General features: G+C 72.2%; 21 protein-coding genes and 2 pseudogenes. 4 read left to right on the top strand and 19 right to left on the bottom strand.

All coding sequences use genetic code 11. From position 1 onward, the window contains the following. Window positions 1-314: 314 nt before the first annotated feature. The 5 genes and pseudogenes from ASD33_RS22770 to ASD33_RS36485 all read right to left on the bottom strand — a co-directional run. A complete protein-coding gene (locus tag ASD33_RS22770) occupies window positions 315-662 on the bottom strand; it encodes a YciI family protein (protein ID WP_056563552.1) in 348 nt (115 codons plus the stop codon). Next, window positions 659-1,609: a hypothetical protein gene (locus tag ASD33_RS22765; protein WP_056563550.1), complete on the bottom strand. Its 951-nt coding sequence runs from the start codon at window positions 1,607-1,609 to the stop codon at window positions 659-661. Before ASD33_RS22765 ends, ASD33_RS22770 begins: the two co-directional genes overlap by 4 nt. Beyond that, window positions 1,606-2,262, bottom strand: coding sequence for a CatB-related O-acetyltransferase (locus ASD33_RS22760; RefSeq protein ID WP_056563548.1), 657 nt, complete (start codon window positions 2,260-2,262; stop codon window positions 1,606-1,608). The genes ASD33_RS22765 and ASD33_RS22760 overlap by 4 nt, the downstream gene beginning before the upstream one ends. A 251-nt stretch (window positions 2,263-2,513) precedes the next feature. Continuing rightward, window positions 2,514-3,410, bottom strand: a complete 897-nt coding sequence (locus ASD33_RS22755) for a LysR family transcriptional regulator (protein WP_056563545.1) — start codon at window positions 3,408-3,410, stop codon at window positions 2,514-2,516. A 213-nt stretch (window positions 3,411-3,623) separates the two neighbouring features. Beyond that, a pseudogene (locus tag ASD33_RS36485) lies at window positions 3,624-3,722 on the bottom strand (type II toxin-antitoxin system PemK/MazF family toxin); the annotation flags it as partial. A gap of 174 nt (window positions 3,723-3,896) precedes the next feature. Between ASD33_RS36485 and ASD33_RS22750 the strand changes: the two are divergent. Continuing rightward, window positions 3,897-4,235, top strand: coding sequence for a thioredoxin family protein (locus ASD33_RS22750; protein WP_056563542.1), 339 nt, complete (start codon window positions 3,897-3,899; stop codon window positions 4,233-4,235). Between the two features lie 42 nt (window positions 4,236-4,277). On the opposite strand, the gene ASD33_RS22745 is transcribed toward ASD33_RS22750, so the two are convergent. From ASD33_RS22745 to ASD33_RS22720, 7 genes and pseudogenes are all read right to left on the bottom strand, one after another. Beyond that, window positions 4,278-6,383: a SpoIIE family protein phosphatase gene (locus ASD33_RS22745; protein WP_063992019.1), complete on the bottom strand. Its 2,106-nt coding sequence runs from the start codon at window positions 6,381-6,383 to the stop codon at window positions 4,278-4,280. 527 nt (window positions 6,384-6,910) lie between these two features. Next, window positions 6,911-7,102, bottom strand: coding sequence for a hypothetical protein (locus ASD33_RS22740; protein ID WP_157870071.1), 192 nt, complete (start codon window positions 7,100-7,102; stop codon window positions 6,911-6,913). Window positions 7,103-7,268: 166 nt separating this feature from the next. Next, a complete protein-coding gene (locus tag ASD33_RS22735; RefSeq protein ID WP_056563533.1) occupies window positions 7,269-8,492 on the bottom strand; it encodes a hypothetical protein in 1,224 nt (407 codons plus the stop codon). Between the two features lie 130 nt (window positions 8,493-8,622). Continuing rightward, window positions 8,623-9,048, bottom strand: a complete 426-nt coding sequence (locus tag ASD33_RS22730) for an HIT domain-containing protein (RefSeq protein ID WP_242427225.1) — start codon at window positions 9,046-9,048, stop codon at window positions 8,623-8,625. Between the two features lie 103 nt (window positions 9,049-9,151). Further along, entirely contained in the window at window positions 9,152-9,655 is a 504-nt protein-coding gene (locus ASD33_RS22725; protein WP_056563527.1) for a hypothetical protein, read from the bottom strand. A 51-nt stretch (window positions 9,656-9,706) separates the two neighbouring features. Continuing rightward, window positions 9,707-9,886, bottom strand: a pseudogene (locus ASD33_RS34445) (ATP-binding protein); the annotation flags it as partial. 1,093 nt (window positions 9,887-10,979) lie between these two features. Beyond that, a complete protein-coding gene (locus ASD33_RS22720; protein ID WP_056563519.1) occupies window positions 10,980-11,594 on the bottom strand; it encodes a hypothetical protein in 615 nt (204 codons plus the stop codon). A 681-nt stretch (window positions 11,595-12,275) separates the two neighbouring features. On the opposite strand from ASD33_RS22720, the gene ASD33_RS22715 reads away from it, so the two are divergent. Then, window positions 12,276-13,643, top strand: a complete 1,368-nt coding sequence (locus ASD33_RS22715) for an MFS transporter (RefSeq protein ID WP_056563516.1) — start codon at window positions 12,276-12,278, stop codon at window positions 13,641-13,643. A 70-nt stretch (window positions 13,644-13,713) separates the two neighbouring features. Here ASD33_RS22715 and ASD33_RS22710 read toward each other — a convergent pair whose 3' ends face one another. The 6 genes from ASD33_RS22710 to ASD33_RS22685 all read right to left on the bottom strand — a co-directional run bounded on the left by ASD33_RS22710 (window position 13,714) and on the right by ASD33_RS22685 (window position 20,326). Further along, window positions 13,714-15,615, bottom strand: a complete 1,902-nt coding sequence (locus ASD33_RS22710) for a GAF domain-containing protein (protein WP_056563513.1) — start codon at window positions 15,613-15,615, stop codon at window positions 13,714-13,716. 117 nt (window positions 15,616-15,732) lie between these two features. Beyond that, window positions 15,733-16,554: a 3-hydroxybutyrate dehydrogenase gene (locus tag ASD33_RS22705; protein WP_056563510.1), complete on the bottom strand. Its 822-nt coding sequence runs from the start codon at window positions 16,552-16,554 to the stop codon at window positions 15,733-15,735. Window positions 16,555-16,609: 55 nt separating this feature from the next. Further along, complete coding sequence (locus tag ASD33_RS22700; RefSeq protein WP_056563507.1) at window positions 16,610-17,092, bottom strand: NUDIX domain-containing protein; 483 nt, start codon at window positions 17,090-17,092, stop codon at window positions 16,610-16,612. Window positions 17,093-17,110: 18 nt separating this feature from the next. Continuing rightward, complete coding sequence (gene lnt, locus ASD33_RS22695; RefSeq protein ID WP_056563504.1) at window positions 17,111-18,709, bottom strand: apolipoprotein N-acyltransferase; 1,599 nt, start codon at window positions 18,707-18,709, stop codon at window positions 17,111-17,113. A 125-nt stretch (window positions 18,710-18,834) separates the two neighbouring features. Continuing rightward, window positions 18,835-19,401 (bottom strand): hypothetical protein, encoded by a 567-nt coding sequence (locus tag ASD33_RS22690; RefSeq protein ID WP_056563501.1) that lies wholly within the window; start codon window positions 19,399-19,401, stop codon window positions 18,835-18,837. Between the two features lie 130 nt (window positions 19,402-19,531). Next, the gene (locus ASD33_RS22685; protein WP_056563498.1) at window positions 19,532-20,326 is read right to left on the bottom strand and encodes an aspartate/glutamate racemase family protein; all 795 of its coding nucleotides are present in this window, start codon (window positions 20,324-20,326) and stop codon (window positions 19,532-19,534) included. 58 nt (window positions 20,327-20,384) lie between these two features. Here ASD33_RS22685 and ASD33_RS22680 point away from each other — a divergent pair, with 58 nt between their 5' ends. Continuing rightward, a complete protein-coding gene (locus ASD33_RS22680; protein ID WP_242427224.1) occupies window positions 20,385-21,779 on the top strand; it encodes a glycosyltransferase in 1,395 nt (464 codons plus the stop codon). A gap of 112 nt (window positions 21,780-21,891) precedes the next feature. Here the strand turns inward: ASD33_RS22680 and ASD33_RS22675 are convergent, their stop codons facing one another. After that, on the bottom strand, window positions 21,892-23,421 hold the full coding sequence (locus ASD33_RS22675) for an SDR family oxidoreductase (RefSeq protein WP_056564526.1): 1,530 nt from the start codon (window positions 23,419-23,421) through the stop codon (window positions 21,892-21,894). Window positions 23,422-23,588: 167 nt separating this feature from the next. Here ASD33_RS22675 and ASD33_RS22670 point away from each other — a divergent pair, with 167 nt between their 5' ends. After that, complete coding sequence (locus ASD33_RS22670; protein WP_107103822.1) at window positions 23,589-24,566, top strand: MerR family transcriptional regulator; 978 nt, start codon at window positions 23,589-23,591, stop codon at window positions 24,564-24,566. The last annotated feature ends 1 nt before the right edge of the window (window position 24,567 follow it).

Here is a 24,567-nt window from a genome sequence, read left to right as displayed (position 1 = left end):
GCGCTCCGCCCCGGGCAGCGTGTCGTCGACGTCGAAGAAGTCGAACTGCAGCGGGACGTCACCGCCGGGCGTCGTCCTCGGCCAGCTCGCGGTCGAGGACGTAGGAGAGCCCACGGAAGAGGTCGATCTCCTCGGGACCGTTCAGAGGGCGGTAGCAGACCGCTGTCGGGTTCTAGCCAACTCCTGGGAAGGTACGGGGTGTCGGGTGGCCGGGCGCACCGCCTCGACGGCGCGCCCGGCTCCGCCACGACCGCGCGGCCGGTCCGGGGCGCTCCGCCACGACGGAGCCCCCGGTCCGGGGAGGGCTCCGTCGCTCAGGCCGATTCGAGGATCGGCCGGAGTTCGAGCGCCTCCGGGGTGGGGAAGCCGCGGGCCAGTTCGACGGCCTCGGCGTGGTCGGCCACGTCCAGGACGAACCAGCCTCCGAGGGTCTCCTCACCGGCGTGCACCGGCCCCTCGGTCACCGACACGGACCCGTCGGCCGTCCTGCGTACGGTGACGGCTCCCTGCCGTTCGGTCTCCAGGGCGTCGCCGCCCACCAGCTTCCCCGCTGCGGCGAGTTCGCCGATCCAGGTCTCGTACGCCTTGCGGTAGGCGGCCCGGTCGTCCCGGATCCGGGCGCGCGAGGCATCCGTCTCGAAGATCACGAGGGCGTATTTCATGGGGTGTTCCTCTGCTCGGTGCTCGGTGCGGTGGGTGCGGTGGGTGCGGTGGGTGCGGTGGGTGCGGTGGGTGCGACGCGGGCCAGCGCGCCCGTCTCCAGGGCCGTCCACAGGGCGCCGTCCGGGCCGACGGTGATCCCGTGCGGTTCGGACGCCGGCGTGGGCAGGTCGTGGCGGGTGAAGGTTCCTTCGGGGGTCAGGGAGCCGACGCGGTTCCCGCCCCACTCGGTGAACCACGCCGTGCCGGCGGCATCGGTGGTGACGGCGTGCGGGCGGGCGGAACGGTCGGGCAGCGGGTACTCGGTGATCCGGCCGTCCGGTGCCATCCGGCCGATCTGACCGGCCGCGATCTCGGTGAACCAGACGCTTCCGTCCGGGCCGACGGCGATCCCCACCGGCGCGGCAGCCCCGGTGGGCAGCTCATGGACGGTGATGCGGCCGTCCATGCCGATGCGTCCGACGGCGTTGGCCTGGTTCATCGTGAACCACATGGCGTCCCCGGCCGCGGCGATCGCGGAGGGGAACGCGCCGGTACCCGGCAGCGGGTACTCGGTGACCGTTCCGTCGGTGGTGATGCGGCCGACGCGGTCGGCGGCCGTCTCGGTGAACCACAGCGCGCCGTCCGGCCCCGTGGCGATGCCGAAGGGCCCGCACTCCGCGGTCGGCAGCGCGAACTCCGTCACCCGGCCGGCCGTCGTGATCCGCCCGATCCGGTGCGCCTTGTACTCGGTGAACCACAGCGCCCCGTCGGGCCCTTGGGTGATCACCGTCGGGCCGCTGTCCGGGGCGAGCCGGTGCACGACCGGTTCTTCTCCCGGGACCAGTCGGCCGATGCCGCCGCTGTGCACCAGGGTGAACCAGAGCGCGCCGTCGGGTCCGGTGGTGATCGCGTACGGGCCGCTGTCGCGGCCGGACACCACGTACTCCCGCACCGTCGTGGGCGTCATCGTCCCCGCTCCGTTCCTTCGGCGGCGGCGATGCGCTCGATGTCCTGCGGGGAGCCGGCCATGATGGTCCGGGCGTGCGCGGTCACGAGTTCGACGGGCCAGTCCCACCAGGCGGCTCGCAGCAGCCGTTCGACGTCGACGTCGTCGAAGCGCTGCCGGATCGTTCTGGCCGGGTTCCCGCCCACGACGGTGTAGGGCGGTACGTCGGCGGTGACCACGGCTCCGGCCGCGATGACCGCGCCGTCGCCGATGCGCACCCCGGGCATGACGGTGGCTCCGTAGCCGAACCACACGTCGTTGCCGACCACGGTGTCCCCGCGGCTGGGCATGCCGGTGACGACGTCGAGGGTCCGCTCGGTCCACTCCCCGCCGAACATCGTGAAGGGGAAGGTGGACACCCCCATCGAGGGGTGGTCCGCGCCCGCCATCAGGAACCGGGTCCCCGTGGCGATGGCGCAGTACTTGCCGATGACGAGCCGCTCCGGGCCGTAGGCGTACAGCACGTTGCGCCGGGCGAAGTCGGTCGCGCCGTCGGGATCGTCGTAGTAGGTGAAGTCGCCCACCACGATGTTCGTCCCGGCGACCAGGGGCCTGAGGAAGACGACCCGCTCGTGGGCGGGCAGGGGGTGGACGGTGGTGGGATCAGGTGTCACGCGAAGTACTTTCCGTGCGTTCTCCGGCGGTACGGGGGTGGTGGGCGTACGCGGTCCCGCGGTCCGGGCCGCGGGACGGAAGGTGCCGCCGGCCGGCCCCCGGCCCAGCATGCGCGCAGGGCCGAGCCGGATCAACGTCCTTTCCCGCACTGATTGTTAACCCACGGGTTCACGAAGTCGGGGTGCGGGGGCGAGCGGATAGGGGAGCCCGGACTCCGGGGTGGGTCCCAGGAGTCCGGGGACGTCGACGCTCAGCCCGCCGATCCGGGCGCGCCGCTCGGCCTCGCCACCTCGGCGAAGGCGCGTATCAGAGGGGTCTCGCGGTCCGAACACCAGATCAGGGCCCACCGGACGGGCGGGGCGTCGTGGAGGGGTACGTACGCGATGCCGGGGAGCGGGTTGTAGCGCCGCCCCTCGTCGGGCACGGTGCACACCACGTCGCCCGTCGCGACGAGGGCCAGGACCTCGTGGAAGGTACTGACCTCCGCGCCGCGCCGCACGGGCCGCCCCGAGGGCGTACGTACCGGAAGCACCCCGGCCTGCCAGTCGGCGGGGGCCCCGCCTCCCAGCCGCGGTACGACGTGGTCGCCGAGCACCTCGATGCTCACGGAATCCCGTCCCGCGAGCGGATGATGCGCGGACACCATCAGGTGGAGCGGCTCCTCGCGCAGCACGACCCCGACGGTGAGGTCCGGCTCGCGGACGGGCAGCCAGGTGATCGCCGCGTCGACCGTTCCGGCGCGCAGCGCTCCGAACGGATCGCTGAAGAAGATCTCGCGGAAACGGAGCTCTGCGGACGGGTGCCGGGAGCGGAACCGGGCGAGGACCGGGGCGATCTCGTGCATCTGCGCGCCCAGGACACCCAGCGTCAGCGTGCCGGCGGCACGACGGGCGGCCTCGACCACGGCGGCCATGGCGTCCTGGACGCCCTCGTAGGCCGGCTTCATCCGCTGAAGGAGCACCTCCCCCACGGGCGTGAGCCGCACCTGCCGGCTGGTGCGCTCGAACAGTTCGGCACCGATGGCGCGTTCCTGCTTCTTGATCGCCTGGCTGACCCGCGCGGGCGACACATGCAGGCGTTCCGCGCTCCGGCCGAAATGGAGCTCCTCGGCGAGCGTCAAGAAGATCTCGATGTCCCGAAGCTCCACCGCGCCCCCACCTCCCGAGTCCGTGAGCCGCCGACGCTAACAAAGCGGCGGATGCGCTTGCTTCGAGGGTGCGGACGCGCCGACCCTCACGCGGAGTTGCCCGGCGGCCCTTCAGGTCGCAGCGCGGCCCTCAGCTCGTCCGCTGTCGGAGGCCCGGGATCACGGACGGCCCGTGCTCAGGTACGCGTGGTTCTCGCTGATCCTGGCAGCCGTTCATCGGGGTCCGCTCCCTCCTCTCAGGTCGTCCCGGGCCACGGTGGTCAGCCGGGTGCACGAAGTAGGGCCTGGACGCGGGAAGGCGAACCGCAGCACGCGCCTTCGAAGGGCAACGAGATCCGGCGACCGCGCATCGGACCTGAAGATCACGATCTACGGCTGGAGCACGAGGAGACCCGGCCGGCCCCGGCCCGCGCCGTGCGGGTTTCGGGGGCGTTCCCCGCGAGGGATCATGGGACCGGAGCGACGGAACACGAGGTCAGGAGCATCATGGCGAAGCGGGTCCACCAACCCCGTGAGGACGCGGAGTTCGCTTTCATCCTCAGGATGAGCGGAGTGCCGGTCCTGGCGTACTTCACCGGTACATGGCCCAAGGCGATCGAGAACTGCCGGGCGATGGACCTCGTCGTGGGCGGCATCGCCGACGCGTACGCGGACAGCCTGACGGTCGTCCGTGCCGACATCACGCGCTGCCCGGCCGCGACCGAACGGTACGGGGTCACCGGGGCCCCTTCCTACGTCCTGCTGAAGGAGGGAGAGGCGGTGGCGCACGGCGCGGGGGTCATGACGACCGTCGAGGTACGGGCGCTCCTGGACGGCCACCTCTGAGGTCGTACGGGTCCACCGCCGCACCACACAGCACACGCCCCGTCACGCAGCCCCGCCGGGCAGCGTCTGCTGTGACCAGACCGTCTTGCCCCTGGCCGCGTACCGCGTGCCCCAGCGGTCACTCAGACTCATCACCAGGTACAGGCCGCGCCCGCCCTCGTCGGTGTCGCGGGCGCGCCGCATGTGCGGCGAGGTGCTGCTGCCGTCGGTGACCTCGCAGGTCAGGTAACGGTCGCGGATGAGCCGGAGCCGCACCGGCCCCTTCCCGTAGCGGATGGCGTTGGTGACGAGCTCGCTGACGATCAGCTCGGTCTCGAACGCGAGGTCCCGCAGCCCCCAGGCGGCCAGCTGTCGTTCGGTGAGGGCGCGGGCGGTGGAGACCACCGAGGGGTCGGCCGGGAGGTCCCAGTGGGCGACCTGGTCCTCGGTGAGCCCGTGGGTGCGGGCGAGCAGCAGGACGGCGTCGTCCTCGGCCTGCTCGTCGGCCAGGGCGTAGGCCACCGCGTCGACCGTCTCCGGCAGCGCCCGGTCCTGGTGCGCCAGCACCCGTCGGAGCGTGTCGGGGGCGTCGTCACGGCCCGCGAGGAGTCCGTCGGTGTAGAGACAGAGGACCGCGCCGTCGTCGAGGTCGTACAGGGCCGTCTCGTACGTGCCGTGGCCCGTGCCGAGCGGTGGGCCCGCGTCGATCCCCACGGTCGTCACCTCGCCCGCCGGTGAGACGAGGAGCGGCGCGGGGTGCCCGGCGGAGGCGAGGGAGAAACGCAGCGTCACGGGGTCGTAGACCGCGTACGCGCAGGTGGCGACCGCCGTACCGGTACCCGCGTCGCTTCCGGTGCCGGTGCCCGTGCCGTCGTTGCCGTGCCCCTCGCCGTCGGCGCTCTCCCGGGCGAGCCGCGCGGCGATCTCGTCGAGGTGCGTCAGGACTTCGTCCGGCTCCAGGTCGAGATCGGCGAGTGTGCGCAGCGCGGTGCGGAGCCGTCCCATGGTGGCCACGGTCTCGATGCCGTGTCCGATGACGTCCCCGACGACGAGGCCGACCCTGGCCCCGGACAGCTCGATCACGTCGAACCAGTCCCCGCCGGCCGTCATGGGCAGGTAGAGGTGCGCCGTCTCGACGGTGGTCAGCCGGGGTGTGCGGCTCGGGAGCAGATGCCGCTGGAGGGCGGTGGCGGTGTTCCGTTCGCGCACGTAGCTGGAGGCATGGTCGATGCCGAGGGCGGCCCGTGAGGCGACCTGCGCGGCGAGGTCGAGGTCCTGTCGCGTGTACGGCTGCGGCTGCTCGGACCGGTACAGGGTGACGACGCCGAGCACGGTCTCGGGTACGGCGAGGGGGACGGTCATCACCGAGTGGACCCCGGCGGCGACCAGGGCACGGGCGTGCTCGGACACGTCGGGCGGCCAGGTGCCCGAGGAGTCGAGGCGGGCCAGCAGGCGGGGGGTGGCGTCCTCCAGGGTCCGGGTGAACGGGGTGGCGAACGGAAAGGTCTCCAGGACCGCGTCCCGTTCCCCGGCGCGTGCTCCGGGCCCGGTCAGGAAGGCCGTTCTGCGCAACGGCTGCCCGGCGTCCACCGGCCCGGGGCGACCACGCTCGCCGCGCAGGGCCGCGTCCACGATGTGCACGGTCACGGCGTCGGCGAGGGCGGGTACGAGCACCTCGGCCAGTTCACGCGCGGTGACCGACGCGTCCAGGGTCGTGCCGATCCGGCGGTGGGCGTCGTGGAGGAGGTCCAGCCTGGTCCGTGCGGCCTCGCGCTCGGTCACGTCCTCGACGGCCATCAGGACGCCGGGGCGCCCGTCGACGGCTCCTTCCACCCGGAACATCGAGACCGACACCGTCATCTCCCGCTCCGGGCTGCCGACCGGCCTGCCCTTCACGGTGTGGTGGAGCACGGCGTTGCCGATACTCAGGGTCTCCCCCGCGAGGACGGCGAGCCGGGACGTGTCGAAGCCGGTGCCGACCTCGCCGAACGTACGCCCCAGCACCTGGTCCTCCGCGATGCCTCTCAGGCCGTGCGGACCGGCGTTGTAGCGACGTACGCGCAACCGCTCGTCGAAGAGGAAGAGGCCCAGCGGCGACTGCGTGAACAGGGCCTCCAGTACGGCGGAGTCCGACCCCTCCGCACGACCGCCGACGTCGGCTCCGCCCACCGGTGTACCTCCCGTCCAGCGCCCCGCCATGAACCTCAAGCCTGCACCATGAATGCCCCGGGTGGCACGACAAGTCATCCGATCAGGGCCACCACCTGCCGATTCCCTGCAGATGACCACACGAAGCCGGTAGCGGACGGGGACGGGAGCGTCTTGTACCGGACGGGCACGGGAGGGTCTTGTACCGGACGGGCACGGGAGGGTCTTGTACCGGACGGGCACGGGAGGGTCTCGTGCCGGACGGGCACGGGAGGGTCTCGTGCCGGACGGGCACGGGAGGGTCTCGTGCCGGACGGGCAACGAGTTGTTGGTGCGGGAGGTCATTCGGAGTTGGCGGCCGATGGCCCTCCGGCTGAGCCCAGTGGCGCCCAGGTTGCGTCAAAGGTGCCACCCGACCGGCGCGCGCGAGGCCGACCGCGGCCAGCGTCGACCGCAGGTGCTCGGTCCGGCGCCCGCACGAGCGGCCCGGGCAGAGGAACCTGCGGACCCGCAGGCCGAGGACGACTCGTCTGCCTCCGCTGGGCACATCAGCAGGGAAGCGCAGGTAGGAGCTGCGAATCCGCCGTGACCAGTTCCCGCCCCCGGGACAGATGGCCCCCGGCCACCGTACTTCGGGCTTCTATGCGTACCGCTTCGTCTTTCACGTCGACCGAGAACACCGTCACGTCGGCGATCGACGGGAACAGCAACTCATCCAGCCGGAGCACCACTTCTTCCACGGTCCGAACTGTCAGCCACACGACATCCCCTACAGGTCAGTTTCCGGGCAACTTCGCCGGGTTCCGATCGCCTGACACCCGATACTCAGCGTGCATGTTCTACGGAAAGTGAGCCAGACCCCGAGAGCGGGAGGCACCTGGAGGCGGGGGTGCCTGTTCGAACAGGTCAGGTCAGACGTAGATCAGAAGGGGCCACCAGCCGTGCTCGGGCCGCGGCGCGTACCTCGGGCGTCTCCATCGGATCATCGCGCAGCAGGACGATCCGTCCCAGGGTCTCCGGGCCCGCTGGTGCAGAGGCGATTCCCAGCAGGCGCGCCGTTTCCTCGCAGTCCCAGAGTGACTCGGTGTAGACGTAGTCCAGGCCGTCCCTGTTGATGGCGGCGAGTGCCTCCAGGTAGACCGTTCGCTCATAGGAGTGCGGGGTGTGCAGCCAGAAGCGCCGCAGATAGGGCACGGCGTCGGCGGCTTCGGGCCCGAACCGGGCCAGGCGCCGGGCCGTCTGGTCGGGGCCGCACCAGGTCCGTGCCGTCCATTGCTCTGCGAGTTCTTCTACGAGTCCTGGCATTGCCTCGGCCCCGGAGTGTTCGGCCAGGATGTCGGCTCCCAGCTGGGCCAGCCAGGGGCGTTCGTCCTGCGCCCAGCCGTGGGCTGCGGGTACGGCGGCGGTGCCGAGGCGCTCAACGGTCCGCCTGAGCAGGGGCAGAGGTCGGTGGCCGTCCGGGGTGCCAAGCGAGGGGATCAGAGGGATCAGTTCTGCAGAGGCCTCTCTGCTGTTCAGCGCACGCAGTGCATCGACCTTCGTGGCGTTTCCCGTACGGGGGTCGGCGAGCAGGGGGAGGAGGTCTGCGGTCCTGAGCCCGGTCAGTGACGGTCGCGTTGAGGACGGGCGGCTCTGTACTTCGATCCCGAACCTTGTCCACGGTTCGGAGGGCCACGGAAGCTCCGCTTCTCCGCTGATCCGAGCGCGGGCGATGTCGCCGAGGTCTTCCCACCACTCAGCCGGCCAGCCGGCTGATACCGCCTCCAGTACACGGACCCAGTGCTCGCCTGTCCGGACATGATCACGAAGCCCCTCCCGGGCTTCGTCCGATCCGGCAAGAGCCAGCAGCTCCAGTACCTCACAGGCCCGCAAGCAGGACTCCTCGTCCCCCGCCAGCAGGTCCACAACCGGCGCCCGGGACAGCTCCAGGTCCCGGACCAGCCGCGCCAGGTACAAAGTCCGATCGTCGGTCCCGTCCCATCGCCAGTCACGGCGGATCCCGTCGTACACGAGCCCAGCGGCACCCTGCGGGTCCTGGAGCGCGCGTACCGCGCCCAGGCCACGCCCCCGTTGCAGCAGGCCCTCGACGGAATCGGGGTGGGCGTATGTCATCTCGTACTCATCGCTCATCACCCGGAACCCTGCCCGACTCGGTCACCGCCCCGCCAGGCGATATCGATCGGGTCCCATTGGACAGCGTTCTGGCCGGGCACGCCCAGCCCACGACGAGGCGCGGTGCTGTCGGGTCTCGGGCTCTGACTCACGTTGTGTGATGTGCCTCTGCGGCCAGTGCGTCGGCGATTCGCGCGGCTGGATCTCCGACGAACCGATGCTGTGACGGGCCGGCCGGCCAGGTAGAGATGCCATCCTCCGGCCACCGCGGAACGACGTGGAAGTGCAGGTGAGGTACCGACTGCTCCGAGCCTGGACCACTTGCGCTCAGGACGTTCACGCCGGTCGCGTTCAGCCCGGACCGCATTGCCTTGGCAAGACGCTGGACCATCGCCGTCGTCTCGGCCAGTATCTCGGCGGGTGTGTCAAAGAGGTCGGTGAAATGGGACGTCGGTACCACCAGGGTGTGCCCCGCAGCGAGCGGGTTGAGCGGGGCGAACGCGCACACCTGGGGCTCACGGGCCACCCAGTGCGCGCGGTCTTCGCGGATGAGCTGGCAGAAGATGCACGGCATGCAGACGACACTCCCACGTGTCATCGGCACGTCACGCAATGGGGTGCTGCCCGGCGGAATCACGGAAGTTGTGCCAGAACCCGAGTTTTGACGGCGCTTTGAGTCAGCGATCTCGGCCGGCGGTCCGTGCGGAGCAGTCATGTCCGTCGCCGGGCAGGCCCATGACGTTCAGCACGGGTTCCTCGCCCTCGGGGATCTCGAAGGTGAAGTTCGCTCCTGACGCGATCGCCGTGAGCGAGCACTGGTTGCCGAAGGTCAGCGGAGCATGCGGCTCCCAGGAACAGCCGGCCCTGTCCAAGGCGGAAACGACGTCCACGTACTTGAGCCCTGTCGAGAAGGTGCCCGTCCCCCCGACAACCGACGGAGGGAGTTCGACGACATCACGCCAGGTCTGGACGCAGATGAGGGAAACCTTGCGGCAGCGGCAGACACTCAGCTCAAGGTCGCCGTAGGCGAGGAGCCGCGGCCACTTTCTGTTCCGGCTCATTGCTCCGATGTCCCACGGCTCGCCGAGTGCTGCGGTCACATCGTTCCAGTCGGCTCCGCTGAACACCGGGCCCAGCCGACCGGTCCTCGCCATGCTGGTCAGGACATCGAGAATCTCCACGAGGCGGAGCCTGACAGGTGACCTGACCAGCAGTCCAGCGGTATCAGAGGGTCAGCCTGCTGCGGGTTGTTCGGCTCGGGTGCCGGCGAGGCGGTAGGAGTCGGTGCCGGTCTCGATGATGGTTCCGTTGAAGGTGATGCGGTCGACGATGGCCGCGCAGAGACGGGGGTCGGTGAACGTCTTGGTCCGGCCTCCGAACGACTCGTTCGAGGCGGTCGCGACGCTGTGCCTGTGTCAGCCCGCCCTCTCTTGCCGCCGGTCATCACCGCGGTGATCCTTCTCCTCATCCCTCACGATCCTCCGCGGCATCGCCTGGGTTCTCTCCTCCAACGATCAGTGCAGGGGGAGGAACAACGACGCGGACCACAACACGCCGGGCGAAGCGATTGCCTCCCGGCTCGCGCACATCGGTGAGGACATGTTCCGCTGGACCGGGGCAGCAGCGGCCTCGGTCTTCGCCGCCATGTGTCTGTGGGCCTTCATCGCTTTCGCAACCAGCCGCCGTGGCTGAGACTCGTTTCCGAAGGTGTTGACCGCCAACCGGGCTGGGCGGCAAGGAGCCCCATGGTGGCTCCGAACGGTACTGACAGCCCTCATGGGACCGAACGCGAGGACTGTCCCACAACCGAGGGAGCGGACGCTGCGACTGCAGGCGTCCGGGAGTACCGCACGTTTGGAATGGCGCTCCCTGCCAGCTGGTGCGAGCGTCTGGACACCTGCGCGGCGGGAGGCGTACGCCAACGACCAGGGCGCGTCCACACACAAAGCCAACTACAAGAAGATGTGGGGCTGAGCGTGAAGCACAAGAGGACCATCCTGACCGTCCTGGCCGCCGCCGCGGACCTCACCACCACCGGCGCCGCCTGGTACACCACCCTCGACACCCCCGCCGGCGACGGACCACCCGTCACCGCGCACGGCCGAGCGGGCGCTGGTGACCTTCGCCGAGGACCACCCGGGCCACGATGACCGGCAGCAGCATCGCCGATCTGATCGAGGTCGTCACGGGTGTCGACGCCATCCGTCACCGCTTTCTCCAGGTGCAGCAGGCGGCCCGTGGCAGGCCCCGTAGACGAATCCGAAGCGACCGTCGAGGTCCGCCCCCAAGGCCCGACCCGGCTCGACCGCAGAATCCTCACGCTGCTCCTGGCAGGCCTCACGGACCTGACGGCCCCGACCCAGCTCGGTCTGTCACCGCGTACGCTGCACCGCCGCCTGCGCCATCTCATGGACGTGGCCGGGGTCCGGACCCGGATACAGCTGGGCGCTCACACCACACGAACGGCTGGACGGAGCCCCTGTGAAGGCCCGTCCTGGCACTGCTTCAAGCGAGGACGTTGACGGCGCGGGCGACCACCAGGCCGAGAATGAGCAGGGAGTCGAGGGACTGGATGCCCATGGCGATCTTGGCCCACGGTGCCAGGGGCATCACGTCGGTGGGGCTGAACGCGGTGGCGTTGGTCAGCGCGAGGTAGAGGTAGTCGATGTAGCGGGGCCGCCAGTCGGCGCTTGCCAGTTCGGGGTTGAGCTGCTGGGGGAAGGCGAGCGCGGGCGTGCGGGGAATGTGGTGGGCTCGGGCGGCAGCTCCGCCGCTGTCGAGTTCGAAGTACAACAAGGAGAAGGCCAGAACGGTACCGGCCCACACGGTGCCGCCCGACTGCAGCAGGCTCGTGGCGGAGGCGGTCTCCTTGCCGCCGTGGAGGATGTCGTCGATCAGCTGGACGGTGGACCAGACGGCACTGAGCGCGAGAACACCCACCAAGGCGATCGACATGGTGCGCAGTACCGTCGAGCGCCGGTCGATCCGGCCCGGGTCGCCGGCGATGAGCGCGAGCAGAAGCAGTCCCTCGACGGCCGGGAGAACCCAGCGAGGAGCCAGACGGAGGTCGTCGGGAAGCAGGACGGTCAGCACCATCGCGGTGACGACGGCCGTGGCCATCGGCCAGCGTGCCTCACCGAAAGCCTCGTGCTGACTCGGGCTCGCGGTTGGCTCGGGGATGCGTCCGGTCACGGTGGCGGGCCCTTACGGTCGAGTGCGGAGTGGTTGTCGCCGTCCTGCACTTCGGAAGATATAGCGGGCCGGTGGGCGAGCCGCGCATGTCAGGCGTCGGCGCCACACCCCACATGGCGGCGGCGTCTCGGAGGGGTAGGCCTCACGTATCCCAGGCCTCAGACGGCCGTCGTACGACTCGAACCAGTCGCCGCGAACGGCTATCCGACCACGGAGCCGGCAGCGTCACACATCGGGTTCAACCTACGACCGACCTTGGCGCATCCGTCGAAACCGGTCTGTCGCAGATGTCGGAGTTCAACGCTGCGTAGTCAGCACCAAGTCAGCACGGGAGAGGTCGGCAGGGGCGCCGACATGGGATTTCAGTCAGCACGAAACCAGCACGGGAGTCAGCACCGCAACACCAAAACATGCCCGATCAGCACCAACCGGGCAGCCCCTCCCCCTGCCCCTCTCGGGCCTTCGGCCGGCACGCACCAGCAGGCCATGGAGGCCCGGCGCACACAGCGCACCCGAACTATGGTGTCCCACCACATACGCCCCTGACCTGGCCCTTCCTACGGTGTGGCGACACCGAAACGTCCCCGTACCTGCCTGGAAGTGGTGCACATGGCCGCCGCAACTCCCTCCCCCACCCCACCCGGTTCCCTCAAGCGGATCGTCGCCGCCAGTCTCATCGGCACCACCATCGAGTGGTACGACTTCTTCCTGTACGGGTCCGCCGCCGCGCTCGTGTTCAACAAGTTGTTCTTTCCCGACTCCGATCCGCTCGTCGGGACCCTGCTGTCCTTCCTGACGTACGCGGTCGGCTTCGCCGCGCGGCCGCTCGGGGCGCTGGTGTTCGGGCACTACGGGGACCGGCTCGGGCGGAAGAAGCTGCTGGTCCTCAGTCTGCTGATGATGGGTGGGGCGACGTTCGCCATCGGCCTGCTGCCGACGCACGCGACCGTCGGGTCCGCCGCTCCCGTGCTGTTGACCGTGCTCCGGCTGGTGCAGGGCTTCGCGCTCGGCGGTGAGTGGGGCGGGGCCGTACTGCTCGTGTCCGAGCACGGGGACGCCAAGCGGCGTGGCTTCTGGGCCTCGTGGCCGCAGACCGGCGCGCCCGCCGGGCAGCTGCTCGCGACCGGTGTGCTCTCCGCGCTGACCGCGCTGCTCTCGGACGCCGCCTTCGCCTCCTGGGGCTGGCGCGTTCCCTTCCTGCTCTCCGGCGTGCTCGTGATCGTCGGTCTCTGGATCCGGCTCTCCGTCGACGAGTCGCCCGTCTTCAAGGCGGCCCTCGCCGCGGCCGAACAGCGCACGTCCGAACAGGGCACGGCCGAGAAGATGCCGCTGGTCGCCGTCCTCAAGCACCACTGGCGCGACGTGCTGATCGCCATGGGTGCCCGTATGGCCGAGAACATCTCGTACTACGTGATCACCGCGTTCATCCTCGTGTACGCGACCACCCAGGTCGGCCTGTCCAAGCAGACCGCCCTCAACGCCGTCCTCATCGGCTCCGCCGTCCACTTCGCGGTGATCCCGCTCTGGGGCGCGCTGTCCGACCGGATCGGCCGCCGTCCCGTCTATCTGATCGGCGCGGTCGGCGTCGGCGCGTGGATGTTCCCGTTCTTCACCCTCATCGACCGGGGCACCTTCGGCAGTCTGCTGCTCGCCGTGACCGTCGGTCTCGTGCTGCACGGGGCGATGTACGCGCCGCAGGCCGCGTTCTTCTCCGAGATGTTCGCGACCCGGATGCGCTACTCCGGTGCCTCCATCGGCGCCCAGTTCTCCTCGGTGGCCGCCGGGGCTCCCGCGCCGCTGATCGCGACCGCGCTCCTCGCCGACTACGACAGTTCCACCCCGATCGCCCTGTACGTGATCGCCGCCGCGGTGCTCACCGTCGTCGCCCTCGCCTGTGCCCGCGAGACCCGCGACCGCGACCTCGGGGAGATCGAGGACCGGACCCCCTCGGACGCCAGGGTGGGCGCCGACGCCTGATCCCGGCACCCGTGACGTGCTCGGCCCCGTGCCCCGCTCGCCGACGAGCGGGGCACGGGGCCGTTCGGGGTCATCCGCCGGTGACGGCGTCCGAGAGCGCGTGGAGCCGCAGGGCCAGCTGGATCTCCAGGGCGCGGGCCGGGGACTGCCAGTCGGGGCCGAGGAGCCGGCCGACCCGTTCGAGCCGCTGGGCCACCGTGTTGACGTGGACGTGGAGTTCGTCCTTGGTACGGGCGGGGCTCATGCCGCTGGCGAAGTACGCGTCCAGGGTGCGGACCAGGTCGGTGCCCCGGCGCCGGTCGTAGGCGACGACCTGGCCCACGGTGCGGTCGACGAAGCCGTCGATGTCCCGGCTGTCGGCGAGCAGGAGTCCGAGGAAGCCCAGGTCCTCGGCGGCCGCCCCCTGGCCGGAGCGGTGCAGGAGCCGGAGCGCGTCGAGACAGCGGCGGGCCTCCTCGTACGCCCCCGCCACCTCGTCCGGGCGGTCGAGCGGGGACCGCAGCGGGGCCGAGGCGCCGACGGTGACCGGTTCACGCAGGGTGCCACCGAGGCTCCGCGCGGTCTGGCGGGCCAGGTCGGCGGCCTTCTCCCCCGGGCCGAGCGGGAGCAGCAGGACCGTTCCGCCGTCGCGCGCCGAGGCGAGTCCGTGGCGGGTGGCGGCGAGGTGGGTGGCCGCCGACCACAGGCGCTGGCGGTCCGCGCTCTCGCGTCCGCCGGTGTCGGCCGCGTCGGTGTCGGCCGCGCCGCCCGCCCGGTCGATCCGGGCGGCGAGCACGACGTGCGGGGCCGCGCTGTCGGCCCTGAGGCGGGCCGCGCGCTCGCGCAGCAGGCGGCGGTCGCGGTCGGGCGCGTCGAGGAGGTCGTCGAGCAGTTCGCCCCGTACCCGCTGTTCGGCCTCGCCCGCGGAACGGCGGGCGAGCAGCAGCAGCGAGGTGACCAGGGCGGCCCGCTCCAGGGTGCGCTGGTCGACGGGGTCGAGGTCGGGCTGCCCGTGGAGGACGAGGGCGCCCAGGGTCTCGCCGCCCGCGGAGACGGTGGCCACCCAGTCGTCGCCCTCGCGGACCGCGTGGCCGCCGGCCTGCCGTACCGCTCCCGCGCCCTGCTCGGTGAACTCGACGGTGCCGCCGAGGACTTCGGAGACGGCCTCGGCCACGTCGTGGACGCCGCCGCCGTGCAGGACCAGTTCGGAGAGCCGGTCGTGGACCTCGGAGGCCCGCTCGATGACCCCGCTGTGCTCGCGGATGATGTCGTTGGCGCGTTCCAGCTCCGCGAGGGCGGAGCGGGTCTCGGCGAGCAGGTTCGCCGTGTCGATGGCGACGGCGGCGTGCGCGGCGAAGGAGCCGAGCAGCGCGACCTGCTCGCGTTCGAAGACCCTGGCCCTGCGGTCCGCGGCGAACAGGACGCCGATCACCTGGCTGCCGAGGCTGAGGGGGACGCCGAGGATGGCGACGAGGCCCTCGTCCCGTACGGCCGTGTCGATGGTCCGGGTGTGCTGGAAGCGCGCGTCGTCGAAGTAGTCGTCGGTGACGTACGGGCGGGCGGTCTGGGCGACGAGGCCGCCGAGGCCCTCGCCCATGCCGAGCCGGAGCTGCTGGAAACGGGCGGAGACCGAGCCCTCGGTGACCCGCATGTAGGTGTCCCCGGCGGCCGGGTCGTTGAGGCTCAGATAGGCGACCTCGGTGCCGAGGAGCGCGCGGGCGCGCTGGACGATGGCACGCAGCACCGCGTCGAGGTCACGGAGTCCCGCGAGGTCGTGGGCGGTGGCGAAGAGCGCGGACAGCTCCGCCTCGCGCCGTCGCCGCCCCTCCAGCTCGGCCCGGACCCGCAGGGCGAGCTGTTTGGCCTCTTCGAGCCCGGCCAGCGCCTCGGGGCCCGCGCCGCTCGCACGGGCGAGCAGCACGGGCCGGTCGTAGGCCTCCGTCGCCGCTCCCCGTACGAGGAGTTCCAGGTAGGAGACGTGTTCGTGGGACATGGACACAGGGATACCTGCCGAACGTGTGGTCGCACCACCCCTGTGGACAACCTTCCCGGAGGCCGGGACTCCGGGGTGCCGGGACTCCCGGAGGGCGCCCGGGGCCGGGCGCTCCCCTCAGTGGGCGGTCCAGCCCCCGTCGAGGGCGAGGGAGGTGCCGGTGATGAACGAGGCCTGGGAGGTGCAGAGGTAGAGGACCGCCTCGGCGACCTCCTCCGGCTCGATGAGCCGCTTGAGCGCCGAGTCCTTGAGCATGACCTCGGAGAGGACGCGTTCCGGGGCGATGCCGTGCGCCGCCGCCTGGTCGGCGACCTGCCGTTCGACCAGCGGGGTGCGTACGTAGCCGGGGTTGACGCAGTTGGAGGTGACCCCGTGCGGGGCCCCTTCGAGGGCGGCCGTCTTGGAGAGCCCCTCCAGGCCGTGCTTGGCCGCCACGTACGCGGATTTGAAGGCGGAGGCGCGCAGCCCGTGGACGGACGAGAGGTTCACGATCCGGCCCCAGCCCTGTGCGTACATGTGCGGCAGGGCGCCCCGGATGAGCCGGAAGGGCGCTTCCAGCATCACGGTGAGGACGGTGTGGAAGACCTCCGGCGGGAACTCCTCGATGGGCCGGACCAGCTGGAGTCCGGCGTTGTTGACGAGGATGTCGGTGCCCGCCGCGGCGGCCTCCGCGGCGTCCAGGTCGGTGAGGTCGAGCAGGCGGGGTTCGAGGCTTCCCGGGAGCGCGGCGGCCTCCTCGGCCAGGGTCTCCAGTCCCCCGGCCGCCCGGTCGACGGCTCTGACCGTGGCCCCGCAGGAGGCGAGCCGCAGGGCGCAGGCGCGCCCGATGCCGCCGGCGGCGCCGGTGACGAGCGCGGTGCGGCCGGTGAGGTCGAGGACGACGGCACGGGGCAGGGGCTCGGTGGAGACGGAGCCGAGGGCGGTGTCGGGGGCGCTCATGCTCCGCACCCTATGAAGGCACCACTCGCCCACCCATGTGCGTCCCACCCATAGTTCAGTCCGTTGTTGTGGTGCGGAACCATGTGGGTTCGTCGGCCAGTGCCTTCTCGATCCGCAGATACGAGAAGCGCTTCATCTCCGGCAGGTCGTCCACGTCGAACCAGCCGACCTCGGTGGACTCCTCGTCGTTGACCCGGGCCTCGCCGCCCACCGCGCGGCAGCGGAAGGAGACGTCCATGAACTGGCACGTGTCGCCGTTGGGGTAGACGACGGGCTTGCGCAGGGTCTCGACGAGCACGATCCGCTCGACCTCGCAGCGCACCGCGGTCTCCTCGAACACCTCGCGGACCGCGCAGTCGGCGGGCTGTTCGCCGGGCTCGACGATGCCTCCGATGACCGCCCAGCGGCCGTTGTCGGACCGGCGGCCGAGCAGTACCCGGCCCCGGTCGTCGAAGACGACGGCGCTCACGCCCGGCAGGAAGAGGAGCTGCCGGCCGGCCGTCTCGCGCAGGGTCCGGATGAAGTCAGGGGTAGGCATGCACCCGACCCTAGATCATCAGTTCGCCCCGGACCTGCGGGCTCGGACCGAGCGGAGGGCCGACCAGCCGAGTCCGACCGCCGCGAGCGCCACGAGCAGGGCCTCCGGCAGGGTGCCCATGCGGGTCGCCGGGGTCAGCGAGGAGCGCAGCGGCACCTTCTCGACGAGGACGTCCGGGGTGAACATCCTGGTCTGCGCGACGATCTCGCCGTCGGGGCGGATGACCGCGCTGACCCCGCTGGTGACCGGCACGACGACCGAGCGGCTGTGCTCGACCGCCCGCACCCGGGACATGGCGAGCTGCTGGTAGGTCATCTCGCTGCGGCCGAAGGTGGCGTTGTTGCTGGGCACGGAGATGAGCTGGGCGCCGTGGGTGACGGTGTCGCGCACGGCCCAGTCGAAGGCCGCCTCGTAGCAGGTCGCCAGGCCGACCTTCGTACCGGCCAGGTCGAAGACCCCGACCTTCGTACCGGCGCCGAAGTCGCGGCTGACCCGGTCGACGTTGCTGTTGAAGAGACGGACGAAGGAGCGCATCGGGATGTACTCGCCGAAGGGCTGGACGTGCCGCTTGTCGTAGGTGGCGACCGGGCCGCGCCGCGGGTCCCACTCGATGAGGGTGTTGCGGAGCTTGCCGGTCTCCGGCGTCACGACCGCGCCGATCACGGTCGGTACGCCGATGGCGCGGACGGCGCCGTCGATGACGTCGGCCGCGTCGGCGTTCGCGTAGGGGTCGATGTCCGAGGAGTTCTCGGGCCACAGCACGAAGTCGGGCTGCGGGGCGCGGCCCGCCTTGACGTCGGCGGCGAGTTCACGGGTGCGGGCGACGTGGTTGTCCAGGACGGCCCGGCGCTGGGAGTTGAAGTCCAGGCCCAGGCGGGGCACGTTGCCCTGGACCGCGGCGACGGTCGCGGTGCCGTCCTCGGCCGAGTCGTCGACGAGCGGGAGCGCCGCGAGGGCGCCGGTGACCGGGAGGAGCACGGAGAGCGCGGCGACGGCGAGCGGGCCGCGCGGGACGGTGCCGGTGGCGCGGTAGGTCCGGATCCGGCGGTAGGCCTCGTACAGGCCGAAGCCGCAGAGGGCGACGGCGAAGCCGAGCACGGGAGTACCGCCGACGGCCGCGAGCGGCAGGAAGACGCCGTCGGCCTGGCCGAAGGCGATCTTGCCCCAGGGGAAGCCGCCGAAGGGCACGCGCGCGCGTGCCGCCTCCGCGAGGATCCACACCCCGGCGGCGAAGACCGGCCACCACGGGAGACGGGACACGGCGGCGATGCCGAGACCCGCCGCGGCCACGAACAGCGCCTCGACGGCGGCGAGCGCGAGCCAGGGGCCGGCTCCGACCTCCTCACCGGTCCAGACGAGGAGGGGGAGCAGGAAGCCGAGCCCGGCGAGGTAGCCGAGGCCGAACCCGGCGCGGAGCCGACGGCCCCGCAGGGTCCAGCCGAGCAGCGCGAAGGCGGGCAGCGCGAGCCACCACAGGGGGCGCGGCGGGAAGCTCAGGTAGAGCAGGAACCCGGACAGCAGGGCCGTCCCGGGTCGTACGAACCGCAGCAGCCGGGAACCCGGCGTGGGGGCGGTGTCGGCTCCGGACGCGTCGACGGGGGTGATGGTGGCGCTCACCTTGCGGAGTCTACGGGTCGCCCCTGTGGACACGGAGGCCGGTGCGGCCGGGGTACGGGTGCGGGGTGACCTGCCCGGACCTCGGCCCTCCGCGCCCCGGGGCGCGTCCCCCACGGTCCCGGCGCTCACACCCCGGTGGGTGTGGGCGGGCCCGGCGGGACCGGGTGGGCGAGGCGGTCCCGGATGACCCGTACCGCGGACTCGGCGTCGTCGACGGTCACCGTGAACGTACGGCCGTCGCCGAGGCGCAGGACCAGGCCCTCGCCCCTGCGGACGACGACGGCCGTACCCCTCTCGGGGCGCCAGCGGTAGCCCCAGCCGCCCCATTGGCGCGGGGTGACGCTCGGCTCGAAGTCGGCGCCGACGACATGGGAGAGGGGGATGCGGCGGCGCGGCACACCGATGTGGCCGCAGCGGACCTCCATCGCGCGGTCGTCGACCTTCACGGCGACGTGGACGAAGGCGAGTGTGCCGAAGAGGACGAGGAGTCCGGCGGCGACGCAGCCGATCACAGCCATCAGGAGGGGTGCGATGCCGGAGGTCCAGGCCGATTCGACGGCGAGGGTGATGCCGAGGGCCATGCAGGCGGCACCGGCGGCGGCCGCGACCCACTGGAAGCGGTTGGTGGCACGACCGGTCCAGACGGCGGGGGTCCGCTCGTCGGTACGCGGTTTCCGGACATGCTGCCTCATACCGGGAAGAGTACCCAGGATCGCCCGGTACAGCGCGCCGAAGCGAAGCGGTGCGATCACGCTCGGTGAGCAGGGGTGGAGGGGCGTACGGGGAGGGCGGGCGGCCCCGCGTCGCTCGGGTGACGGCCGCTCAGTGCGCGGCCGCGGCCGTCCCCAGGGTGCGGCCTTCGGCGTAGCCGAGGGCGGTGGCGGGGAGCGGCCCCGGACGCCCGCTGAGCAGGACGGACAGGGTCCCGGTGGGGTCCGCGTCGGGGGCGGGTTCGGCGCCGACGCGGCGCAGCGCCTGGGCGGCGACGGCGTCGGCGGAGCCGTGGAAGACGATCGGGGGCAGCCCGGCCCGGCGGCGGGCGTCGAGGGCGGCGACGATGCGGTCCTCGACGAGTTCGTAGTGGGTGCAGCCGAGGACGACGGCCCGCACGTCGCGGGGGGTGCGCGCGGCGGCCGCGGCGACGGCCCGGTCGACGGCGTCCGGGTCGGCGTGCTCGACGGCGTCGGCGAGGCCCGGGCAGGGCACCTCGGTGACCTCGGCGCCGTCGGCGAAGTCGCGGATGAGCCCGCGCTGATAGGCGCTGCCGGTGGTGGCGGGGGTGGCCCAGATGGCGACCTTGCCGCCGGCCGCGGCGGCGGGCTTGATCGCGGGCACGGTGCCGATGACGGGGATGTGCGGTTCGAGGGCGGCGCGCAGGGCGGGCAGCGCGTGCACGGTGGCGGTGTTGCAGGCCACGATCAGCGCCAGCGGGTGGTGCTCGGCGGCGGCGAGCGCGACGGCGAGGGCGCGCCCCGTGAGGTCCTCGGGCGTGCGGGGGCCCCACGGCATGCCGTCGGGGTCGTTGGAGAGGAGCAGATCGGCGTCGGGCCGGAGGCGCCGCACCGCGGCCGCTGCCGGGAGGAGGCCGATTCCGGAGTCCATGAGCGCGATCTTCACCCGGTCACCCTAGCTGATGAGCCTCATATCCCCCGCGATCTGGGGCAGACTGCCGCGAATGAGCACCCTCGCCTGGTTCGCGCTCGGTTCCCTGGCCGTCTGGGCCTGGCTGCTCCTCGGCCAGGGCTTCTTCTGGCGTACGGACCAACGGCTGCCGTCGACCTCATGGGGGCCGGCACGGGGATCGGCCTCGCCGGGACCCACGAAGGGATCAGCCTGGCCGGGACCCGCGAACGGAACGGCCTCGCGGAGGCCGGCGCACGGATCGGCCGAGCGCGGGGACGGGAACGGATCGGCCGAGCGCGGGGCGGTGAACGGATCCGTCACGCACGGGGCGGTGAACGGATCCGTCGCGCACGGAGCGGTGAACGGATCCGTCGCGCACGGGGACGCGGGCCGGTGGCCGCGCGTCGCCGTCGTCGTGCCGGCCAGGGACGAGGCCGGGGTGCTGCCGTTGAGCCTGCCGTCGCTGCTCGCGCAGGACTATCCGGGCGTCGCGGAGGTGGTGCTCGTGGACGACGGGAGTACGGACGGGACGGGGGCGCTCGCGGTCGAGCTGGCCCGCCGGTGCGGTGGGCTGCCGCTGACGGTGGTGTCGCCGGGCGAGCCGGAGCCGGGCTGGACGGGGAAGCTGTGGGCGCTCCGGCACGGCATGGCACGGGCACGCGCGCGTGGGCCGGAGTTCCTGCTGCTCACGGACGCGGACATCGCGCACGAGCCGGACAGTCTGCGGCTGCTCGTGGCGGCGGCGGTGGGGAACGAGCTGGACCTGGTGTCGCAGATGGCCAGGCTCCGGGTCGAGAGCCCGTGGGAGCGGCTGGTGGTCCCCGCGTTCGTCTACTTCTTCGCCCAGCTCTACCCGTTCCGCTGGATCAACCGGAAGCGTCCGCTGGCGACGGCGGCCGCGGGCGGCTGTGTCCTGCTGCGGACGGAGACGGCGGTGGCGGCGGGCCTTCCGGAGGTGATCCGGCAGGCGGTGATCGACGACGTGTCGCTGGCGCGGGCGGTGCGCCGCTCGGGCGGCCGGATCTGGCTGGGCCTCGCGGACCGGGTCGACAGCGTGCGCCCCTACCCGGGCCTCGGCGAGCTGTGGCGGATGGTGGCCCGCAGCGCGTACGCGCAGCTGCGACACAACCCGCTGCTGCTCCTGGGGACGGTGGCGGGCCTGGTGCTGGTCTATCTGGTGCCGCCGGTGGCCCTGGTGGCGGGCCTGGCGGGTGGCGACGGGCCGGCGGCGTGGGCCGGCGGCGCGGCCTGGGCGGTGATGGCGGGGACGTACCTGCCGATGCTCCGCTACTACCGGCAGCCGTGGTGGCTCGCGCCGCTGCTGCCGTTCACCGCGTTCCTCTACCTCCTGATGACGGTGGACTCGGCGGTGCGGCACTACCGGGGTGTCGGTGCGGCGTGGAAGGGGCGGACGTACGCGCGCCCCGAGGCGTCACCGGAGCGATGACCGGGCCTCCGCTCTTGCGTCCGACAGTCAGGAGGGCAGGACGTGGTCGAAGAGGGCGGGGCCTCGGGCGCGTGCGGATCCCGCACCGGCCTCGTCCGTCCCGCACCGGCGATCACCTCCGTCCACGGCGTGTCCCCCCGAGCCCACCCGTCTCCGTCTCGGCGGTCCGGGCGATGTTCCTGGCCATGCCGCCGAAGACCACGGCGTGGAACGGGGCCACGCTCCACCAGTACGCCTGCCCCGCGAGGCCCCTGGGGTGGAAGAGCGCCCTCTGCCGGTACGCCGTCCGGCCCCGCTCGTCCCGGTCGACGGCCATCTCCAGCCACGCGAGGCCCGGCAGCCGCATCTCGGCCCTGAGGCGCAGCAGGCGTCCGTGCTCGATCTCCTCGACGCGCCAGAAGTCGAGCGCGTCACCGACCCGGAGGCGTACCGCGTCGCGGCGTCCCCTGCGCAGGCCCACTCCCCCGGCGAGCCGGTCCGCCCATCCCCGGACGGCCCAGGCGAGCGGGAAGGAGTACCAGCCGTTCTCCCCGCCCACCCCCTCGATGACGCGCCACAGCGACTCCGGACTCGCGTCGACGGTGCGTGACCGCTCATCCGTGTAGAGACTGCCGCCGGCCCAGTCCGGGTCGGTGGGCAACGGGTCGCTCGGCGCCCCGGGCGGCGAGGCGGAGGACCAGCGGGTGGTGACCCGCGCCTCACGCACGCGGCGGAGCGCCAGCCTCAGCGACTCCTCGAAGGGGATGGGCTCCCCGGGGCCGTCCGGGACGTACCGGACGATGTCGTTCTCGGTACGGACCACCTCGTGCCGAAGCGATTCGGTGAGGGGGCGGGCGAGGGACGCCGGGACCGGTGTGACGAGCCCGATCCACTGGCTGGACAGCCGGGGCGTGAGGACCGGCACGGGAACGATCAGGCGCCTGCGGAGACCGGCGACCTCCGCGTACCGCGTCATCATCTCCCGGTACGTGAGCACGTCGGGGCCGCCGATGTCGAAGGTCCTGCTGACGTCGGGAGGCATGCCGGCACTCCCCACCAGATACCGGAGCACGTCGCGGACCGCGATGGGCTGGACCCGGCTGTCGACCCAGCTCGGCGTGACCATGACGGGCAGGCGTTCCGTCAGGTAGCGGAGCATCTCGAACGAGGCCGATCCGGAGCCGATGACGACGGCGGCCCGCAGCACGGTGGTGGGGACGCCCGAATCGAGGAGGATGCGGCCCACTTCGGTACGGGAGCGCAGGTGGGGCGAGAGGTCTTCCTCCGTCGCTCCGGGCGGGACGAGGCCGCCCAGGTAGACGATGCGCCGCACCCCGGCGGATCGCGCCTCGGCGGCGAAGGTACGGGCGGCGAGCCGGTCGGTGCGCTCGAAGTCCGGGGTCGAGCTCATGGAGTGGACGAGGTAGTAGGCGACGTCGATGCCGGCGAGCGCGTCGCGGAGGCTCGCGCCGTCGGTCACGTCCCCGCGTACGGTCTCCGCACGGTCCGCCCAGGGAAAGTCACGGAGCTTGTCCGGGTGCCGTGCGAGGCACCGCACACGATGGCCGGCGTCGAGCAGCTCGGGCACGAGGCGGCCCCCGATGTAGCCGCTCGCGCCCGTGACCAGGCAGCGGGCGCCCTCGGACGGGGTGGAAGTGTCCATGTGCTGATCCGTTTCACCGATGGCGGCGGCGTACACGCCCTGCACCGTTTCTTCGTCATCACGGGGGCACGCGGATGCGGGCCGGACGGTTCGGACCGGAGCCCGTTCTCTGCCGTGCGGGGACGGGCCTCGCCTTCGCATCGTTTCCGCGTCGTATGATGAACGACATGTCCGATTCGGCTCACGGGATCACGACGGGTGCCGTGGCACGTCGTCTGGGCGTCTCCCCCACCACGGTTCGGTCCTGGGACCAGCGGTACGGCATCGGCCCCGCCGTGCGCGCGGACGGACGGCACCGGCGGTGGAGCCCCGAGGACATCGCGATGCTCGACGAGATGTGCCGCCTCACGGCGTCGGGCGTCCCGCCCGCCGAGGCGGCCCGCGCGGTCCGGCGGACACGGCACGTTCCCGGGGCGGCGGCCCCGGTCGCGTCCCCGGGGAACACCGGGCGCGCCGGGCCCGGCAGCGGCCTGCCGCTGGGCGACGTACGGCAGGAGTGCCGAGGGCTCGCCCGCGCCGCCGTACGCCTCGACGGTCCTGCCATGGAGCGGATGCTCCAGGCGGTGCTGGCGGAGCACGGGCTGGTCACCGCCTGGGAGGAGATCATGGCCCCCACGCTGCACGCCGTGGGCCGGAAGTGGGAGTCGTCCGGCGACCGCTACGTCGAGGTGGAGCACCTGCTCTCCTGGCACGTCTCCACCGCGCTGCGGCGGGCCGCCGTCACCGGGCCGGCGGTCGCCTCGTCGGCCGCTCCGGTCGTGCTGGCCTGCGTCCCCGGGGAGCAGCACACGCTGCCTCTGGAGGCGTTCGCCGCGGGACTCGCCGAGCAGGGGCTGCCGACGAGGATGTTCGGCGCGGCCGTGCCCGCGGAGGCCCTCGACGCGGCGGTACGGCGGTCCGGGCCGGCCGCCGTGGCCCTCTGGTCGCAGGCGCGGTCCACCGCGAACCACGCGCTGGCCCGGCACGTCGCGGCCACGGCCTTCGGGGTGCGGGGAGCGCGCACCGCGCCCCTCGTCCTGCTCGCGGGCCCGGGCTGGCTCGGCCGGACGCCCGCTCCCGGGATGGCGCGCCCGACCGGACTGCGCGAGGCGATCGGCATGGTCTCACGGCTCTACGGCCCGCCGGCCGGGCACGCCGAAGCCTGAC

This window comes from Streptomyces sp. Root1304, from assembly GCF_001426405.1.
GTDB lineage: Bacteria > Actinomycetota > Actinomycetes > Streptomycetales > Streptomycetaceae > Streptomyces.
Note: the sequence above shows the minus strand (reverse complement) of the source record. Positions and strands in the feature narration are given on the sequence as shown.

Excerpts from the sequence above, each read along its gene's own strand:
- ASD33_RS22770 (WP_056563552.1), bottom strand. The coding sequence starts at position 662 with ATGAAATACGCCCTCGTGATCTTCGAGACGGATGCCTCGCGCGCCCGG.
- ASD33_RS22765 (WP_056563550.1), bottom strand. The coding sequence starts at position 1,609 with ATGACGCCCACGACGGTGCGGGAGTACGTGGTGTCCGGCCGCGACAGC.
- ASD33_RS22750 (WP_056563542.1), top strand. The coding sequence starts at position 3,897 with ATGGCGAAGCGGGTCCACCAACCCCGTGAGGACGCGGAGTTCGCTTTC.
- ASD33_RS22735 (WP_056563533.1), bottom strand. The coding sequence starts at position 8,492 with ATGAGCGATGAGTACGAGATGACATACGCCCACCCCGATTCCGTCGAG.
- ASD33_RS22730 (WP_242427225.1), bottom strand. The coding sequence starts at position 9,048 with ATGCCGTGCATCTTCTGCCAGCTCATCCGCGAAGACCGCGCGCACTGG.
- ASD33_RS22720 (WP_056563519.1), bottom strand. The coding sequence starts at position 11,594 with ATGGCCACGGCCGTCGTCACCGCGATGGTGCTGACCGTCCTGCTTCCC.
- ASD33_RS22715 (WP_056563516.1), top strand. The coding sequence starts at position 12,276 with ATGGCCGCCGCAACTCCCTCCCCCACCCCACCCGGTTCCCTCAAGCGG.
- ASD33_RS22710 (WP_056563513.1), bottom strand. The coding sequence starts at position 15,615 with ATGTCCCACGAACACGTCTCCTACCTGGAACTCCTCGTACGGGGAGCG.
- ASD33_RS22705 (WP_056563510.1), bottom strand. The coding sequence starts at position 16,554 with ATGAGCGCCCCCGACACCGCCCTCGGCTCCGTCTCCACCGAGCCCCTG.
- ASD33_RS22700 (WP_056563507.1), bottom strand. The coding sequence starts at position 17,092 with ATGCCTACCCCTGACTTCATCCGGACCCTGCGCGAGACGGCCGGCCGG.
- ASD33_RS22690 (WP_056563501.1), bottom strand. The coding sequence starts at position 19,401 with ATGAGGCAGCATGTCCGGAAACCGCGTACCGACGAGCGGACCCCCGCC.
- ASD33_RS22680 (WP_242427224.1), top strand. The coding sequence starts at position 20,385 with ATGAGCACCCTCGCCTGGTTCGCGCTCGGTTCCCTGGCCGTCTGGGCC.
- ASD33_RS22675 (WP_056564526.1), bottom strand. The coding sequence starts at position 23,421 with ATGGACACTTCCACCCCGTCCGAGGGCGCCCGCTGCCTGGTCACGGGC.
- ASD33_RS22670 (WP_107103822.1), top strand. The coding sequence starts at position 23,589 with ATGTCCGATTCGGCTCACGGGATCACGACGGGTGCCGTGGCACGTCGT.